13 protein-coding genes are annotated in these 18,117 nt (G+C 63.9%); 11 read left to right on the top strand and 2 right to left on the bottom strand.

All coding sequences use genetic code 11. The features are described from left to right. Window positions 1-51 precede the first annotated feature (51 nt). Complete coding sequence (locus LQV39_RS01335; RefSeq protein WP_230019820.1) at window positions 52-546, bottom strand: DUF3828 domain-containing protein; 495 nt, start codon at window positions 544-546, stop codon at window positions 52-54. Between the two features lie 170 nt (window positions 547-716). On the opposite strand from LQV39_RS01335, the gene LQV39_RS01330 reads away from it, so the two are divergent. The 3 genes from LQV39_RS01330 (at window position 717) to LQV39_RS01320 (ending at window position 4,068) form a co-directional block, all read left to right on the top strand. Further along, window positions 717-1,769 (top strand): hypothetical protein, encoded by a 1,053-nt coding sequence (locus tag LQV39_RS01330; protein ID WP_230019819.1) that lies wholly within the window; start codon window positions 717-719, stop codon window positions 1,767-1,769. A gap of 32 nt (window positions 1,770-1,801) precedes the next feature. After that, the gene (locus tag LQV39_RS01325) at window positions 1,802-2,641 is read left to right on the top strand and encodes a phytanoyl-CoA dioxygenase family protein (RefSeq protein WP_230019818.1); all 840 of its coding nucleotides are present in this window, start codon (window positions 1,802-1,804) and stop codon (window positions 2,639-2,641) included. Window positions 2,642-2,799: 158 nt separating this feature from the next. Beyond that, the gene (locus LQV39_RS01320; protein WP_230019817.1) at window positions 2,800-4,068 is read left to right on the top strand and encodes a glucan 1,4-alpha-maltotetraohydrolase domain-containing protein; all 1,269 of its coding nucleotides are present in this window, start codon (window positions 2,800-2,802) and stop codon (window positions 4,066-4,068) included. A gap of 26 nt (window positions 4,069-4,094) precedes the next feature. Here the strand turns inward: LQV39_RS01320 and LQV39_RS01315 are convergent, their stop codons facing one another. Then, a complete protein-coding gene (locus LQV39_RS01315; protein ID WP_230019816.1) occupies window positions 4,095-5,273 on the bottom strand; it encodes a diguanylate cyclase in 1,179 nt (392 codons plus the stop codon). Window positions 5,274-5,458: 185 nt separating this feature from the next. Here LQV39_RS01315 and lplT point away from each other — a divergent pair, with 185 nt between their 5' ends. From lplT to LQV39_RS01275, 8 genes are all read left to right on the top strand, one after another. Beyond that, complete coding sequence (gene lplT / locus LQV39_RS01310) at window positions 5,459-6,685, top strand: lysophospholipid transporter LplT (RefSeq protein WP_230019815.1); 1,227 nt, start codon at window positions 5,459-5,461, stop codon at window positions 6,683-6,685. Window positions 6,686-6,763: 78 nt separating this feature from the next. Beyond that, window positions 6,764-6,937: a hypothetical protein gene (locus tag LQV39_RS01305; RefSeq protein WP_230019814.1), complete on the top strand. Its 174-nt coding sequence runs from the start codon at window positions 6,764-6,766 to the stop codon at window positions 6,935-6,937. A gap of 186 nt (window positions 6,938-7,123) precedes the next feature. Continuing rightward, complete coding sequence (locus LQV39_RS01300) at window positions 7,124-9,520, top strand: M1 family metallopeptidase (protein ID WP_230019813.1); 2,397 nt, start codon at window positions 7,124-7,126, stop codon at window positions 9,518-9,520. A 128-nt stretch (window positions 9,521-9,648) separates the two neighbouring features. Beyond that, complete coding sequence (locus LQV39_RS01295; RefSeq protein ID WP_230019812.1) at window positions 9,649-12,048, top strand: M1 family metallopeptidase; 2,400 nt, start codon at window positions 9,649-9,651, stop codon at window positions 12,046-12,048. Between the two features lie 56 nt (window positions 12,049-12,104). Next, a complete protein-coding gene (locus LQV39_RS01290) occupies window positions 12,105-14,537 on the top strand; it encodes a M1 family metallopeptidase (protein ID WP_230019811.1) in 2,433 nt (810 codons plus the stop codon). Further along, a complete protein-coding gene (locus LQV39_RS01285) occupies window positions 14,534-15,046 on the top strand; it encodes a DUF6702 family protein (RefSeq protein ID WP_230019810.1) in 513 nt (170 codons plus the stop codon). Before LQV39_RS01290 ends, LQV39_RS01285 begins: the two co-directional genes overlap by 4 nt. Before the next feature lie 6 nt (window positions 15,047-15,052). Beyond that, the gene (locus LQV39_RS01280) at window positions 15,053-17,071 is read left to right on the top strand and encodes a TonB-dependent receptor (RefSeq protein WP_230019809.1); all 2,019 of its coding nucleotides are present in this window, start codon (window positions 15,053-15,055) and stop codon (window positions 17,069-17,071) included. Window positions 17,072-17,094: 23 nt separating this feature from the next. After that, window positions 17,095-17,835, top strand: a complete 741-nt coding sequence (locus LQV39_RS01275) for a 2OG-Fe dioxygenase family protein (RefSeq protein ID WP_230019808.1) — start codon at window positions 17,095-17,097, stop codon at window positions 17,833-17,835. The last annotated feature ends 282 nt before the right edge of the window (window positions 17,836-18,117 follow it).

Genomic DNA, 18,117 nt, shown 5'->3' with positions numbered 1-18,117 from the left:
AGGGCCACGGCGCGCCGTTCACGAAAGGAGCGCGGGGCGGTGCTTCACGGATCAAATGACGGGCTGTTCAGGGGAACTTCCTGCTGCATCGACGGCCGCCACCTGGCGGATTTTCCATACGCCGTTTTCGAGCACCATGGACAAGACCAGCACCTGGCGCGGCCCGCCTTCCTCGCCGCGCGCCTCGATGCCGTCACCCAGGGTGACCAGCACGTCCGCCGCGCCCGCGCGCTGGCGCATCACGGCCGCACGCACGCTGCGTTGCCAGGCCGGACGGTAACTGGCGGACTGGGTGAAGTAATCGCGCTGCGGCAGCTTGCCGCCCTGCAGGCGCTCGACCAGGCGCGCCGCCAGCTCCTTGGCTACGTAGCGGGTGAAGGTGTCGTAGCGGTCGCTGAGGGGATCCTGGTCGGCGCTCAGGGTCTCCAGGTACCAGCCGTAGAACTCCGTGGCGACGGTGTCCGGCGCGCGTGCGCCCGCTTTCGCCTCCAGCGCACGTGCCGGCGCGGCAAGCGCCAGCAAGAGCGCCAGCAGCAGCGGCAGCAAGTTAAAGATTGGAAATTTTCCTTTTAGAATCAACATGATAGGCTCCCGACAGACAAACTGTGCAGCAAAGCGGAGCGGGTGGCCGTGAGCTGCCGCAAGCATCGCCGTGGGCATCCAGGCAACCGGGAGCGCGGCTATAATGACGGGTTGCTTCCGAACGTATTCCCGCCATGACCGCCACCGAGCTTCCCACCGCCGACCTACCCTCTTCCGCCATCGACGCCGCCACCGCGCACCTGCGCGACGTGCTCGCAATCGCGCTCGAACACGAACCGGGACAGTGCGCATTGGTGGTGTACGACCGCCGCACGGCCCTGGCGCGGGCGCTGGTCGAGGCTTATCGCCGCAACCTCTTGGGCGCCGACTTCATCGACTTCGACGCCGTGACGCCGGACGTGGTGCTGGGGGCTTTCAAGAACTATGCCGAAGGCGACCTGGTGGTGCTGGTGCAGTCGACCAACTTCCGCCTCGACGGCTTCCGCCTGCGCGTGGAGCTGTTCAAGCTGGGCCTGAAGGTGATCGAGCACGTGCACCTGTCGCGCATGCCGGGCGCGCAGGGCGACCATTACATCGAAGCGCTGGCCTATGATCCGCAGTACTTCCGCGGCGTCGGGCATGCGCTGAAGCGCCGCATCGATACGGCTTCGCGTGCCGAAGTGCATGGCGGCGGTGATGTATTGGTGTTCGATTCGCCGCTCGAACCGGCCAAGCTGAACGTCGGCGACTACAGCGCGATGAACAACGTCGGCGGCCAGTTCCCGATCGGCGAAGTGTTCACCGAAGCGCGGGACCTGGAAGCCGTCAGCGGCCGCGCCCAGGTGCATGTGTTCGGCGATACGTCTTATCTCGTGAACCGCCCGGCGTCGCCGGTCACGCTGGTGATCGAGCGCGGCCGCGTGGTCGATGCCGAGAACGCGACGCCCGAATTCCAGCAGGTGCTGGACATCATCCGCCGCGACGAGGGCGAAGTCTGGGTGCGCGAGCTGGGCTTCGGCATGAACCGCGCCTTTTCGCGCGAGCGCCGCGTCGACGACATCGGCACCTACGAGCGCATGTGCGGCATCCACCTGTCGCTGGGCGCCAAGCACGGCGTGTATGCAAAGCCGGGCTTCAAGCGCAAGGATGCGCGTTACCACATCGACGTGTTCGTAGTGACGGATGCGGTGTACCTGGATGGTGAGCGGGTGTATGCCGGCGGCGGGTGGACCGTAGAGGCGTCGTAAAATAGCGCGGTCATTCAACGGAGTCCAAAGCCATGCTGACCCAGGAACAGCGCGACCAATACCAGCGCGACGGCTACATCGTCATCCCGAATTTCAAGGCGCCCGAAGAAATCGCGCGCCTGCGCGCACGCGCCGAGCACATCGTCGACGCCTTCGACCCCGCCGAGTCGCGCGCCGTCTTCACCACGCGCGACCAGGAGAACGCCAGCGACGCCTGGTTCCTCGGCTCCGACAATACCGTGCGCTGCTTCTTCGAAGAGGAAGCCTTCGACGAACACGGCCGACTCAAGCAGGCCAAGGCGCTGTCGATCAACAAGATCGGCCACGCCATGCACGATCTCGACCCGGTCTTCGAAGCCTTTACCCGCGATGCCAGGCTGGCGGCGGTGGCGCGCGACCTGGGGCTCGAACAGCCGCAGGTCTGGCAGTCGATGTACATCTTCAAGCAGCCCGGCATCGGCGGCGAAGTGCGCTGGCACCAGGACGCGACCTTCTTCGACTCCACGCCGATCAGCGTGACCACCTTCTGGTTCGCACTGGAAGACGCGACCGTCGACAACGGCTGCCTGTGGGTGGAACCGGGCGGCCACCGCGGGCCCTTGCGCGAGCGCTTCCTGCGCGATGGCGATCGCATCGCCATGGAAAAGCTGGACTCGACGCCCTGGCCGGACGACTCGACTGCAGTGCCGCTGGAAGCCAAGGCAGGGAGCCTGGTGTGCTTCCATGGGCTGCTGCCGCATTACAGCGCGCCGAACAGGTCGGCGGTGTCGCGGCATGCGTTCACCCTGCACGTGACGGATGCGCGCACCGCATACTCGGCGCGCAACTGGATCCAGCGGGATGCGAGCTTGCCGGTGCGTGGTTTCGAATGAGATAGTATTAAAACTACACAGCTAATCCGAATTCGATTGACACACAAATAAGCATATTCAACAATCTCCTCACCGGAGATGAGGAGACATCACAAAGCAAAACCTCCGGTCCGTAGTAAAAGTACCTAAACCAATACGTACGACAACGGAGGAGAACAATGAAAAACGCGATCGCGGCCGCCCTGGCCGCAGGCATGCTGCTGGGCGCCGCCCAGGCCGGCGCCGCCACCCCGGCCCAGCAGGCGGGCGGCAGCAACGCCATCCTGCTGCAAGGCTTCCACTGGAACTCGGCGGCCTATGCCGGCCCGGACTGGTACAACACCCTGATGGCCAATGTGGGCGACCTGAGCACGATGGGCTTTACCCATGTGTGGTTCCCGCCGCCCTCGGATTCGGCGGCGCGCGAAGGCTATCTGCCGCGCCAGTTGAACAAGCTCGATTCCAGCTACGGCAGCATGGCCGAGCTGACCAATGTGATCAGCGCCTTCAAGAGCAAGGGCGTGAAGGCGATCGCCGACGTGGTCGTCAACCACCGCGTCGGCACCACCGGCTGGTCCGATTTCACGAATCCGAACTGGACCACCTACACCATCGTCAACAACGACGAGTGCAACTGCGGCCTGGGCGCGGGCGATACCGGCGACGGTTTCAGCGGCGGCCGCGATATCGCGCACACGAACGTCGGCGAAGTCCAGAACGGCATCGTCAACTGGCTGAACTACACCCTGAAGCCGGTCGGCTTTTCCGGCCTGCGCTTCGATTACGTAAAGGGTTTCGGCGCCAATTACGTGGGCCAGTACGCGAACGCCTTCGGCGCCGAGTTCTGCGTGGGCGAGCTGTGGCCGAACTTCGACATCAACAACATCGACGCCAACCGCCAGGCGATCATGAACTGGATTAACGCCACCAGCAACAGCTGCGGCGCCTTCGACTTCACCACCAAGGGCATCCTCAACGACGCCCTCGCGAACGGCAATTACTGGCGCCTGAAGGCCACCGACGGCAAGCCGCAAGGCGCGATCGGCTGGTGGCCGGCGATGTCGGTGACCTTCGTCGACAACCACGACACCGGCCCGGCCGAAAGCTGCGGCAGCGGCCAGAACCTGTGGCCCGCCCCGTGCGGCAAGGTGATGGAGGGCTACGCCTACATCCTCAGCCACCCGGGCATCCCGACCGTGTTCTACCCGCACATCTACAACTGGAACCTGAAGACGCAGATCGCGGCGCTGATGAAGGCGCGCAAGGCTGCCGGCGTGAACTCGACCTCGGCGGTGGCGATCCAGCAGGCGGCCCAGGGGCTGTATGCGGCCATCGTCACCGGCAGCACGCACCAGCTGGCGATGAAGATCGGCCCGAACAGCTGGAGCCCGGGCGCCGGCTGGACCCTGCAGACCTCGGGCACCAACTACGCGGTCTGGATGAAGTAAGCCGCCAGACCCGCACCCGCCAGGCGTCAGTTCACTACCGCGTGCAAGCGTACGGCTTTCTTCTGCTCCGCCAGGTCGATTCCATGTACGCTCACGCGGTCGCGGCCGTGCTGTTTGGCGTGGTACATGGCCTCGTCGGCGCGCTTGAGCACATCTTCCCATTGCGCGTCGGCGTCCCGTGCCGCGGCCACGCCAACGCTGACCGTCATCGGCACGGAAAGGCCTTGCGCCAGCAGCGGCGTATTCGCCACCAGCTCGCGCAGGCGCTGTGCGATGCCCTGCACGTCCGCCAGGGCGCCGCCGCCGACCACGACCGCGAATTCTTCGCCGCCGATGCGGAACATAGCGTCGTAGCCGCGCAGGGCGCGCGCCGCCAGCGTGGTCACGTGGCAGATCGCGGCGTCGCCGACGCTGTGGCCGTAGCGGTCGTTGATGGACTTGAAGTGGTCGATGTCGAAGGTGATGAAGAACAGCGGCGTGGCGTTGCGCCGGCAGCGGCGGAATTCGCGCCTGGCGATGTCGTGCAGGGCGCGGCGGTTCAGCCAGCCGGTCAGGACGTCGGTCAGCGAGGCGCGGCGCAAGGCCAGTTCCTGCTGGTGGGTGACGATCAGCGCGCAGGCCATGGTCGACACCGACAGGAACACCAGCACGAACAGCGAGCCGGAGGTCTGCAGGAACTGGCTGCCCATGAACTCTAAAATCAAGCGCAACGCCATCTGGGCCGCGAACAGCAATTCCAGCGCCATCAGCGGCAGGTAGGCCCGTTTGACGCCGTCGTCGGGCTGGCGCCGCAGCAGCCAGACGACGCCCAGGTTGATGCCGACCACCACGGGCGTGAACAGGAACAGGCGGTGCAGGACCGAACCCTGCGTGTACGGCAGGGCGTGCACGCACAGCACGGCCAGCGCCAGCAGGCCCGCAAGATCGTAGCGCGGCCGCAGGAACAGGTGGCGGCGCACGCCGACCAGGATGCCGGCATGCCCGGCGATGTAGAACATGTTGGCGACGGCCGGCGCGAGCACGGTGTCGAGCCGGTATTTCAGGGCCACCGCGCCGATGAGATTACTCGCCAGGAAGCACAGGCCGCTCAGCGACCAGTCGAGCAGGCAGCGCTGGCGCGAGCTGGCACGGTACAGGAGCAGCATGCTGGCGGCCATGATGCCTGCCACCAGCGCGGAAGCCACGACGAGTGTGAACGAATCCATGCTTTGCCTCGACTACGGACCATGCGGTAAGGATTAATTCCCTGAGTATAAAACTATTGTCATAAGGTAAATCTCACACATTGTTTCAATGACCAATTCTTTTATATGCGGCACGCATGATCCAAGCGAAACCGGAGCCCGTTAAGGCTGTGATATAAGGTCAGACCGATCACCCGCCCGCGCCCATGAAACCCGCCTTCTTCGCCATCGTTGGGGCCCAGTTCTTTTCCTCGCTCGCCGACAGCGCGCTGTTCATCCTGTGCGTGTCGCTGGTGACGACCCTGGCTTTCCCGGAATGGATGACGCCGATGCTGAAGATGGGCTTCGTGCTCTCGTACATCCTGCTGGCCCCGTTCGCCGGCGCCTTTGCCGACATGTTTCCGAAGGGCCGCGTGATGCTGGTGACGAACACGATCAAGATGTTCGGCTGCTCGCTGATCCTGGCCAAGGCCAATCCCCTGCTCGCCTATGGCATCGTCGGCTTCGGCGCTTCGGCCTATTCGCCGGCCAAATACGGGATCCTCGCCGAAGTCCTGCCGGCCCGGCGCCTGGTGGCGGCCAATGGCTGGATCGAAGGGACCACCGTGGTCGCGATGATCCTCGGCACCATCCTCGGCGGGCTCATTTCCGCCAACCAGCACACCATCGCCTGGCTGCTGAAGATGGCGCCCGCTTATCCCGGCATGGCCGGGACGCCGCTGCGCGCGGCGGTGGCCGTGATCGTGCTGACCTATTTCATCGCCGGGGTGCTGAACCTGTGCGTGGTGAACGCCGGCACGCGCTATGCGAAGGCGCGCCGTTCCCTGCCCTCGCTGCTGCTGGACTTCTACCGCTGCAATTCGACCCTGTGGCGCGACCGCGAGGGCCGCGTCTCGCTGGGCGTCACCTCGCTGTTCTGGGGCGCCGGCATGGTGCTGCAGATCCTGCTGCTGGCCTGGGCCCAGTCGGCGCTCGGTCTCGGCCTGGACAAGGCGGCGGCGCTGCAGGGCGTGTTCGCGCTCGGGGTCGTGATCGGCGCAGCGATCGCCGGCAAGACGGTGCCGCTGGTGCGCTCGATGTCGGTGATGCCGGTCGGGATCGTGCTGGGCGTCGCCCTGTGCGCGATGGTGTTCGTGCACACGGTGCAGGTCGCTCTGCCCCTGCTGCTGGCGATCGGCATGCTGGCCGGCCTGTTCGTGGTACCGATGAACGCGATTTTGCAGCACCGCGGCCACAGCCTGATGAGCGCCGGGCAATCGATCGCGGTGCAGAATTTCAATGAGAACCTGGCCATCCTGGCGATGACGGCCAGCTATGCGATGGCGCTGCAGGTGAAACTGGAAATGAACACGGTGCTGGTGTTGCTCGGCATTCTGATCGCCCTTGCCACCCTCTATTTGCGCGCCGTGGCAAACACGGCGCAACATGCATGAGCTTTGCCAATAGTTGACATCGATATATTAGGTTTGCCTATAATAAATTATCGTCAACTCATGCATATGGAGGCAGCCATGGCCGTCATCTCACTGGTCATCCAAGTCCTCGGATTCATTCTTCTCGTTGCGGGATTCCGCGGCGCGAACCGCAACCTGCTGCTCGGCGCTGCCCTGCTGCTCTGGTTCGGGGCCGGGTCCAGCGACTTCATCCACGGCTTCATCGACGGGGTGCATAGTACCGGCGCCTGAAGCCTGCCTATACAAGAGTACCCAAAACGCCACAGTCACGCGTTTTGATGCTTTGTAACAAGCTTGTTACAAATCAAGCGAACAATTGCTTTAGAGGGAAGACTAGAATATTTTCTTTCTTTCAACCTCTAAAGCAGGGTAAATATGATACGTTTGCCGATCGGCTTGGCGGCTCTATGCCTCACCATGTCAGCAATTGCAGCGGAACCTTTCGACGACAAATTCCGCCAGCTCGACGAACTTCTCCCCACCCCGACCACGATCCGCACCGCCTCCGGCGCGCCGGGTCACGCCTACTGGCAGCAGCGCGCCGATTATTCGATCCGCGCCACGCTGGACGAGGCGAACCGTTCGATCAGTGGCGCCGAGACGATCACGTATCACAACAATTCCCCTGACACGCTGACCTACCTGTGGGTCCAGCTCGACCAGAACATCTACAAGCCGAATTCGGATTCGCGCACCGGCGCCACCGTCCGCTCGCGCGACGCCTGGGACAAGCCGCGCGGCCCGGACGACGGCATGAAGTTCGACCAGATGCAGTCCATGATGACCGCCCGTACTTTCGACGGCGGCTTCAACATCAAGTCGGTCAAGGACGGCAGCGGCGCCCCGCTCCACTACGTCATCAACCGCACGATGATGCGCATCGACCTGCCGCAGCCGCTCAAGTCCGGCGCCAAGGTCTCCTTTGCGATCGAGTGGAGCTACAACATCAACGAGCAGAAGGTGCTCGGCGGCCGCTCGGGCTACGAGAAATTCGACGACAAGAACGACCTGTTCGAAGTCGCCCAGTGGTTCCCGCGCATGGCGGCCTACTACGACGTGATGGGCTGGCAGCACAAGCAGTTCCTGGGCACCGGCGAATTCACGCTGGAGTTCGGCGACTACGACGTGGCCGTGACCGTCCCGGCCGACCACATCGTTGCCTCCACCGGCGAGCTGCAGAATCCGGGCGACGTGCTGAGCGCGGCCCAGCGCCAGCGCCTCGAGCAGGCCCGCACCGCGAAGCAGCCGGTGGTCATCGTGACCCAGGCCGAAGCGGAAGCCAAGGAAAAGACCCGCGCCAGCGGCAGCAAGACCTGGCGCTTCCGCGCGAAGAACGTGCGCGACTTCGCCTGGGCCTCGTCCCGCAAGTTCATCTGGGACGCCCAGGGCTTCAAGAAGGACGCGACCAATGTGATGGCGATGTCCTACTACCCGAAGGAAGGCAATCCGCTGTGGGAGAAGTATTCGACCCAGGCCATCATCCACACCATCGACCAGTACAACAAGTACTCCTTCGACTACCCGTACCCGGTCGCGATTTCCGTGAACGGCCCGGTGGGCGGCATGGAATACCCGATGATCTCGTTTAACGGCCCGCGTCCGACCAAGGACAAGAAGACCGGCGAGCTGACTTATTCGAAGCGCACCAAGTACGGCCTGATCGGCGTCGTGATCCACGAAGTGGGCCACAACTACTTCCCGATGATCGTCAACTCGGACGAGCGCCAGTGGACCTGGATGGACGAAGGCATCAACAGCTTCGTGCAGTACCTGGCCGAGCAGGCATGGGAAGAGAACTATCCGCAGTCGCGCGGCGAGCCGCGTTCGATCGTGGACTACATGAAGAGCGCCAACCAGCAGCCGATCATGACCAACTCCGAGTCCATCTCGGCGCTGGGACCGAACTCCTACGCCAAGCCGACCGCCGCCCTGAACGTGCTGCGTGAAACGGTGCTGGGCCGCGAACTGTTTGACTTCGCGTTCCGCGAATACGCACGCCGCTGGAAGTTCAAGCGCCCGACCCCGTCGGACTTCTTCCGCACCATGGAAGACGCTTCGGGCACGGACCTCGACTGGTTCTGGCGCGGCTGGTTCTATACCACCGACCACGTCGACGTGAGCGTGGACGGCATCAGCGAATACACCGTCGGTACCAAGGATCCGGAAATCGAAAAGGCCTGGAAGCGTGCACGCCACGACGAGCAGCCGGTCTCGATCACCGACCAGCGCAACAAGGGCACCCTGCCGCGCCGCCTGGACTCGCATCCGGAACTGAAGGACTTCTACAACGAGCACGACGAGTTCACGGTCACCAACAAGGACCGCAATAAGTACAACGAAGCCGTCGAAGGACTGGAAGACTGGGAAAAGGCGCTGCTGAAGGAAGGCAAGCACCTGTACCTGGTCGACTTCACGAACAAGGGCGGCCTGGTGACCCCGCTGGTGCTGGAGATCACCCTGGCCAGCGGCAAGAAGTACATCGAGCGCGTGCCGGCCGAAGTGTGGCGCTACAACCCGAAGAAGATCACGAAACTGATCATCACCGACGAGCCGATGACCAGCCTGGTGCAGGACCCGTACTGGGAAACCGCCGACACCGACCAGAGCGACAACGCCTGGCCGCGCAAGGCAACCCCGTCGCGCCTGGAACTGTTCAAGTCCCAGCGCGGTGGCGGCGAGGACATGATGAAGGACTATAACGAGAAGCTGAAGACCAAGGAGTCCAAGGAGTCGAAAGACGACAAGGGCGCCAAGGACGCCAAGCCGGAAGTGAAGGCAGCCGCAGACCAGGGCGCCGCAGCAGCAAGCAAATAAGAAGCACCGTAGGGTGGGCACCCCGTGCCCACGCGGACGTCAGCATGATGCCGGCGTCACGCGTGGAACACGGCGTGCCCATCCTCCGTTTTGGACCGCAAAAACATACATATAAATATAACGACACCATGAACCTCAAGCGCCTGCCCGCCAGCCTCGCTGCCCTCGCCCTGATCGCCACCGTTACCGGCACTGCCTTCGCCCAGCAATTCGACGACAAATTCCGCCAGCTCGACGAGCTGCTGCCCACGCCCACCGACACCCGCACCGCCTCGGGCGCGCCGGGCCACGCCTACTGGCAGCAGCGCGCCGACTACAAGATCCGTGCAAAGCTGGACGAAGCCAGGCACGCCATCACCGGCAACGAGACCGTCACCTACCACAACAACTCGCCGGACACGCTGAACTACCTGTGGCTGCAACTGGACCAGAACCTGTTCAAGCCGAACTCGAACGCGCGCACCTCGGCGACGGTGGTTTCGCGCGAGGCCTGGGCCCGGGCGACCCCGGAGACGGGCGTGAAGTTCGACGGCATGCGCACCATGCTGGAATCGCGCCTGTTCGACGGCGGCTTCAACATCACGGCGGTGAAGGATGCCGGCGGCGCGCCGCTCCACTACGTCATCAACGGCACCATGATGCGCATCGACCTACCGCAGGCGATGAAGCCGGGCGCCAAGCTGTCCTTCTCGGTCGACTGGCACTACAACATCAACAACCAGAAGATCGTGCACGGCCGCTCGGGCTACGAAGGCTTCGACGACAAGAACGAGCTGTTCGCGATCGCCCAGTGGTTCCCGCGCATGGCCGCCTACTATGACGCCCACGGCTGGCAGCACAAGCAGTTCCTCGGCGCCGGCGAGTTCACGCTGGAATTCGGCGACTACGACGTCGAGCTGACCGTCCCGGCCGACCACATCGTGGCCGCCACCGGCGAGCTGCAGAATCCGGGCGACGTGCTCAGCGCGGCCCAGCGCCAGCGCCTCGATCAGGCCCGCACCGCCAAACAGCCGGTGCTGATCGTGACCCAGGCCGAAGCGGAAGCCAAGGAAAAGACCCACGCCGAGACGAGCAAGACCTGGCGCTTCCGCGCGAAGAACGTACGCGACTTCGCCTTCGCCTCGAGCCGCAAGTTCATCTGGGATGCGCAAGGCTACAAGAAGGACGGTACCGACGCACTGGCGATGTCCTTCTATCCGAAGGAAGGCAATCCGCTGTGGGGCAAGTACTCGACCCAGGCCGTGGTGCACACCCTCGACCAGTACAGCAAGTACTCCTTCGACTATCCCTACCCGGTCGCCATCTCCGTCAACTTCGACGTCGGCGGCGGCATGGAATACCCGATGATCTCGTTTAACGGCCCGCGTCCGAGCAAGGACAAGAAGACCGGCGAAATCAGCTACTCGAAGAGCACCAAGTACGGCCTGATCGGCGTGGTGATCCACGAGGTCGGCCACAACTACTTCCCGATGGTCGTCAACTCGGACGAGCGCCAGTGGACCTGGATGGACGAGGGCCTGAACAGCTTCCTCGAATTCCTGGCCGAGGAAGCCTGGGAAGAGAAATTCCCGGTCCAGTGGGGCGAGTCGCGCCTGATCGCGAGCTACATGAAGAGCCAGAACCAGGTGCCGATCATGACCAACTCGGAATCGATCGTCCAGTTCCTCAACAATGCCTATGCCAAGCCGGCCACCGCGCTGAACGTGCTGCGCGAGACGGTGCTGGGCCGCGAACTGTTCGACTTCGCCTTCCGCGAATACGCACGCCGCTGGAAGTTCAAGCGCCCGACCCCGGCCGACTTCTTCCGCACCATGGAAGATGCCTCGGGCACGGACCTCGACTGGTTCTGGCGCGGCTGGTTCTACACCACCGACTATGTGGACGTGAGCATCGACGGCATCAGCGAGTACACCGTCTCTAGCCGCGATCCGGAAATCGAGAAGGCCTGGAAGCGCGCCCAGAAGGATGCGCAGCCGGTCTCGATCACCGACCAGCGCAACAAGGGCACCCTGCCGCGCCGCCTCGATTCGCACCCCGAGCTGAAGGACTTCTACAACGAGCACGACGAATTCACGGTTACCAACAAGGACCGCAACAAGTACCAGGAAGCCGTCGAAGGCCTGGAGGATTGGGAAAAGGCGCTGCTCAAGGAAGGCAAGCACCTCTACCTGGTCGACTTCAGCAACAAGGGCGGCCTGGTGACGCCGCTGATCCTGGAGATCACCCTCGCCAGCGGCAAGAAGTATGTCGAGCGCGTGCCGGCCGAAATCTGGCGCTACAACCCGAAGAAGGTCACGAAGCTGATCATCACCGACGAGCCGATGACCAGCCTGGTCGAAGACCCGTACTGGGAAACCGCCGACACCGACCAGAGCGACAACGCCTGGCCGCGCAAGGCGACGCCGACGCGCCTCGAACTGTTCAAGTCCCAGCGTGGCGGTGGTGACGACATGATGAAGGACTTCAATGAGAAGTTGAAGACCAAGGACGACAAGGCCAAGGACGAAGAAAAGCCGATCGCCAAGTAAGCCAAATAACCGTAATTCAACGCACATGGTGGGCACATGGTGTCCACCCTACGAACATGAAACATCTCGCTACTCTGACCCTGATCGCCTCGATCACCGGCACCGCCTTCGCCCAGCAATTCGACGACAAGTTCCGCCAGCTCGACGAGCTGCTGCCGACGCCCACCGATACCCGCACCGCCTCGGGCGCGCCGGGCCACGCCTACTGGCAGCAGCGCGCCGATTACAAGATCCGCGCCCAGCTGGACGAAGCGAAGCGCGCGATCACCGGCAGCGAGACCGTCACCTACCACAACAACTCGCCGGACACCCTGAACTACCTGTGGGTCCAGCTGGACCAGAACATGTTCCGCGCCGACTCGGACAACCGCATGATCTCGAGCTACCCGTCGCGCGAGGCATGGCGCACGGCCGGCGCCGGCGGCCAGACCGGATTGCAGTACGAGGCGGCGCGCTTCCTGGTCGAGAGCCGCAAGTTCGACGGCGGCTTCAAGGTCGCCAGCGTCACCGGTACCGACGGCAAGCCGCTGCGCTACGTGATCAACAAGACCATGATGCGCATCGACCTCGAGCAGCCGCTCAAGCCGGGCGCGCGCGTGTCCTTCAACATGGCGTGGTCCTTCAATGTGCCGGAGACGAATGTGCTGGGCCGCCGCATGGGCTTCGAGCGCTTCGTGGATGAGAAAACCAAGGAGGACAAGAACGACCTGTTCGAGATCGCCCAGTTCTACCCGCGCATGGCCGCCTATTACGACGCCCACGGCTGGCAGAACACGCAGTACCGCGGCGACGGCGAATTCACGCTGGAATTCGGCGACTACGACGTCGAGATCACGGTGCCGTCCGACCATATCGTGGCCGCCACCGGCGAACTGCAGAACGAAGGCGACGTCCTCAGCGCCGCCCAGCGCGATCGCCTGAAGCAGGCCCGCACCGCGAAGCAGCCGGTCGTCATCGCCAGCCAGCTTGAGGCTGAAGCGCGCGAAAAAGGCCGCGCCACGACGACCAAGACCTGGCGCTTCAAGGCTAAAAACGTGCGCGACTTCGCCTGGGCCACCAGCCGCAAGTTCATCTGGGATGCGCAGGGCTTCAAGAAGGGCGAGACCGACGTGCTGGCGATGTCCTACTACCCGAAGGAAGGCAATCCGCTGTGGGAGAAGTATTCGACCCAGGCCATCATCCACACCATCGACCAGTACAACAAGTATTCCTTCGACTATCCCTACCCGGTCGCGATTTCCGTGAACGGTCCGGTGGGCGGCATGGAGTACCCGATGATCTCCTTCAACGGCGGCCGCCCGACCAAGGACAAGAAGACCGGCGAGCTGACCTGGTCGCGCAGCACCAAGTATGGCCTGATCAGCGTGATCATCCACGAGGTCGGCCACAACTACTTCCCGATGATCGTCAACTCGGACGAGCGCCAGTGGACCTGGATGGACGAGGGCCTCAACTCCTTCATGGAATTCCTGGCCGAGACCGCGTGGGAAGAGAACTACCCGGCCCGCCGCGGTGAAGCGCGCAACATCACCGACTACATGAAGAGCCGCAACCAGGTGCCGATCATGACCGGCTCCGAATCGGTCACCCAGCGCGGCAACAATGCCTACGCCAAGCCGGCTACCGCACTGAACGTGCTGCGCGAGACGGTGCTGGGCCGCGAACTGTTCGACTTCGCGTTCAAGGAATACGCGCAGCGCTGGAAGTTCAAGCGCCCGACCCCGGCCGACTTCTTCCGCACCATGGAAGATGCCTCCGGCACGGACCTCGACTGGTTCTGGCGCGGCTGGTTCTACACCACCGACCACGTCGATGTGAGCGTGGACGGCATCAGCGAGTACACCGTCGGTACCAAGGATCCGGAACTTGAAAAAGCCTGGAAGCGCGCCCAGAAGGATGCGCAGCCGGTCTCGATCACCGACCAGCGCAACAAGGGCACGCTGCCGCGCCGCCTGGATTCGCATCCGGAACTGAAGGACTTCTACAACGAACACGACGAGTTCACGGTCACCAACAAGGACCGCAACAAGTACAATGAGACCGTGGAAGGCCTGGAGGATTGGGAAAAGGCGCTGCTGAAAGAAGGCAAGCATCTCTACCTGGTCGACTTCAGCAACAAGGGCGGGCTGGTGACGCCGCTGATCCTGGAGATCACCCTGGCCAGCGGCAAGAAGACCATCGAGCGCGTGCCGGCCGAAGTCTGGCGCTACAACCCGAAGAAGATCACGAAACTGATCATCACCGACGAACCGATGAGCAGCCTGGTGCAGGACCCGTACTGGGAGACCGCCGACGTCGACCAGAGCGACAATGCCTGGCCGCGCAAGCCGGCGCAATCGCGCCTGGAACTGTTCAAGAGCCAGCGCCCATCGGATGACATGATGAAAGACTACAGCGAAAAGCTGAAGACGAAAGAGCCGAAGAAGGACAGCAAGGAAGCCGTGAAGGCCCAGGAGCAGTCCATCGAGGCAGGCAGAAAAGTAGAATGAAACTGAAACGCTTCATCGCACAGTGTGCAGCCGCCGCCGCTCTGGCCGGCGCCTGCGCGCTGGCGCCGGCGCCGCTGCTGGCCCATAACTTCCACGCCGGGATCACCGACATCAGCTACAACGAGCGGAGCGGCAGCACTGAAGTCGTGCACACCTACATGGCGCACGACGTCGAGGCGCTGCTGACCAATCTGTACCAGCGCCAGTTCGACCTGTCCGATCCGGACGACCAGGCCGTGTTCCGCAAGTACGTGGAAAAGCAGTTCTGGCTGGCGGACAAGGACAAGCGCCGCCTGCCGCTGAACTGGGTCGGCATGACGGCCGACGCCCAGAGCGTCACCATCTACCAGGAAGCGCCGCAGACGCCGGCCGCGAAAGTCGAGATCATCCACGACGCGGTGCTGACCGACTTCATGCCGGACCAGCTCAACACCGTGAACCTGACGGTGGCGGGCAGCCTGCGCACCTTCGGCTTCAGCAGCAGCCAGTCCGAATTCAACGTTCATTAAGCCCTTATGCGTCTCCGAGTCCTGCCCTGCGCGCTGGCCGCGCTATTTGCCCACACCCTCGCCCACGCCGACGACCCGGTGATCCAGCGCGTGCTGGTCGAGGGCGCGCGCGCCAGCCAGCTCGGCATCGCCGACTCCGCGAATGCCGGCAGCGTCAGCCAGAAAGAACTGGAGATGCGCACCATCTACCGTCCCGGCGAGCTGCTGGAAGCGGCGCCCGGCCTGATCGCCAGCCAGCACAGCGGCGAAGGCAAGGCCAACCAGTTCTACCTGCGCGGCTTCAACCTCGACCACGGCACCGATCTCGCCACCTATGTCGACGACATGCCGGTCAACCAGCGCTCGCACGCCCATGGCCAGGGCTGGACCGACCTGAACTTCCTGATCCCGGAACTGACCGCCCGCCTCGACTACCGCAAGGGCCCGTACTCGGCGCGCGAGGGCGACTTCGCCTCGGCCGGCAGCGCTTCGATCACCTATGCGAACCGCCTGGTGCGCGACGTCGCGACCCTGAGCGTGGGCCAGAACGGCTATGCGCGCACGGCGCTGGCGGCTTCGAAGGATGCGCTAGGGGGCGCCCTCACCTATGCGCTGGAACTACTGCACAACGACGGCCCGTTCACCCGCCCGGACGATTACCAGAAGGTGAACGGCGTGCTGCGCTACAGCCGCGGCTATGCCAACAACGGCTGGAGCGTGACGGCGATGGCCTACCACGGCCGCTGGAATTCCACCGACCAGATCCCCGAGCGGGCGGTGGATGACGGGCGCATCGGCCGCTTCGGCCTGGTCGACGATACCGATGGCGGCGAAGCGCGCCGCTACAGCCTGTCCGGCGTGTGGCGCCAGACCACGGCCGATTCGGCCACGAAGCTGAACGCCTACATCATCCGCAACCAGCTGGACCTGTGGTCGAACTTCACCTACTTCATGGACGACCCGGTGCACGGCGACCAGTTCGCCCAGCCGGACCGCCGCGTCACCGGCGGCGTCAACGCCCAGCACACCTGGCACGCGCATCGCGGCGACACGGTGACGTCCGACCTCAGCGTCGGCCTGCAGGCCCAGAACGACAATATCTTCAACGGCCTGCTGCACACCCAGGCGCGGCAGCTGCTTTCCATCACCCGCCAGGACCACGTGGTCGAGACCAGCCGCGCGGCCTGGATCGAGAGCGCCACGCGCTGGGGCGACTCCTTCCGCAGCATCGTCGGCCTGCGCGCCGACGGCTACCGTTTCCGCGTGCAGAACAGCCTGACCAGCGCTTCGGCCAGCGCCATCGACACCCTGCTCAGCCCTTCGCTGAACCTGGTGTTCGGCCCCTGGAAGAGCAGCGAGCTGTATCTGAATTATGGCCAGGGCTTCCACAGCAACGACGCCCGGGGCGCCGTCACCAGCGTCGAGCCGCTGGTGCGCTCGCGCGGCATGGAGATCGGCCTGCGCACGGAAGCGATTCCCAGGAATCAAACCGCGCTCTCGCTGTACCGCCTGGATTTCGACTCCGAGCTGACCTATGTCGGCGACGCCGGCAACACCGAGGCCGGCTCGCCCAGCCGCCGCATCGGCATCGAGTTCTCGAACTATTACAAGCCGGTGAAGTGGCTGTCGATCGACTTCGACGCCGCCTTCGCGCATGCCCGCTCGCGCGAGGTGGAGGCCGGCCAGGCGCATATTCCCGGCGCGGTGGAAGGCGTGGGCCAGCTGGCCATCACCGCCAGCCAGCTCGGCAAGAACGGCGCCTGGGAAGGCGCGCTGCGCCTGCGCTACTTCGGCCCGCGCCCGCTGGTCGAGGACAACAGCGTGCGCTCGCATGCCAGCACCACCTTGAACGGCCGCATCGGCTACCGCATCGCGAAAGACCTGCGGCTGGAGCTGGAGGGCTTCAACCTGGCCAACAAGCGCGTCTCGAGCATCGACTACTACTATGCCTCGCAGCTGAAGGGGGAGCTTGAGCCCCATGAGGACGTCCACTTCCACCCGCTCGAATCGCGCTCGTTCCGCCTTACCCTCATCAAGAACTGGTGACGAAAACCTGCTACGCTAGCGGGATGACTACCTCGCAACCACCCTATTCCGACCCGTCGCGCATCGTCGATGCGCTGCGCACGGACGGCTATGCCCTGCTGCGTCCGCAAGACGTGGCCAGCCTCGCCGGCTGCTCCCTCGACGATCTGCAGGCCCTGGCGCCGAGCTGGGACCGCCTGGAACTCGACAACTACCTGAAGGACGGCGGCCGCTACCGGCGCCGGCGCCACTCCTGCTTCGTCGACGACGGCTCGGCGCTGGTCCAGAGCCCGCACCGCGCGCACTGGCAGCCGGTCGAGTACAACGCCCTGCACGGCGGCATGCACCGCCTGTTCGTGCCGATCGAAGCGGCCACCAGCGACCAGCCGGCCTGGAACCGCCTGCTGCGCGCACTGGGCGCGGTCTGCACCGCGGTGAAGGGTCCGCAGCCCTGGTATGTCGAGGCGCACCAGTTCCGCATCGACACCGCCGACGGCATCGGCCGTCCGACGCCGGAAGGCGCGCACCGCGACGGCGTCGACTTCGTGGCCGTGATCCTGATCGGGCGCGAGGGCATCAAGGGCGGCGAGACCCGCGTGTTCGAAGCCGATGGCCCGAAGGGACAGCGCTTCACGATGCTCGAACCCTGGACCATGCTGCTGCTCGACGACGCCGCTGTGATCCATGAATCGACGCCGATCCAGCCGCTGGGGGAGCATGGGCACCGGGATACGCTGGTGTTGACCTGGCGCGCGGGCGCGTTCCAGGGCGACGACGCGTCATAACCGTCATTCCCGCGAAAGCGGGAATCCATACTGAGCATCAGAAGCCAGTATTCCTGGAGCAGCCGAGGTATTTCCGAGTTACTGAATTCTGTTATTCAGAATGGGTTCCCGCTTTCGCGGGAACGACCAGCGAATAAAAAAAAAGCCCGCTACCTTGCGGAGCGGGCGGAATCCAGATTTCGGAGAAAACTGGAGGAGACAATTCCACTATAGCGCCGTTTATTGTGCAGCGCAATACAGTAGAACTACGATAGCTTCTACGCCTCGCTCCAGAGTGGGATG

Origin of the sequence: Massilia sp. Bi118 (assembly GCF_918697865.1) — a bacterium.
Classification (GTDB): Bacteria; Pseudomonadota; Gammaproteobacteria; order Burkholderiales; family Burkholderiaceae_D; genus Telluria.
The sequence above is the reverse complement of the archived record's forward strand: the minus strand, read 5'-3'. Positions and strand labels throughout refer to the sequence as shown.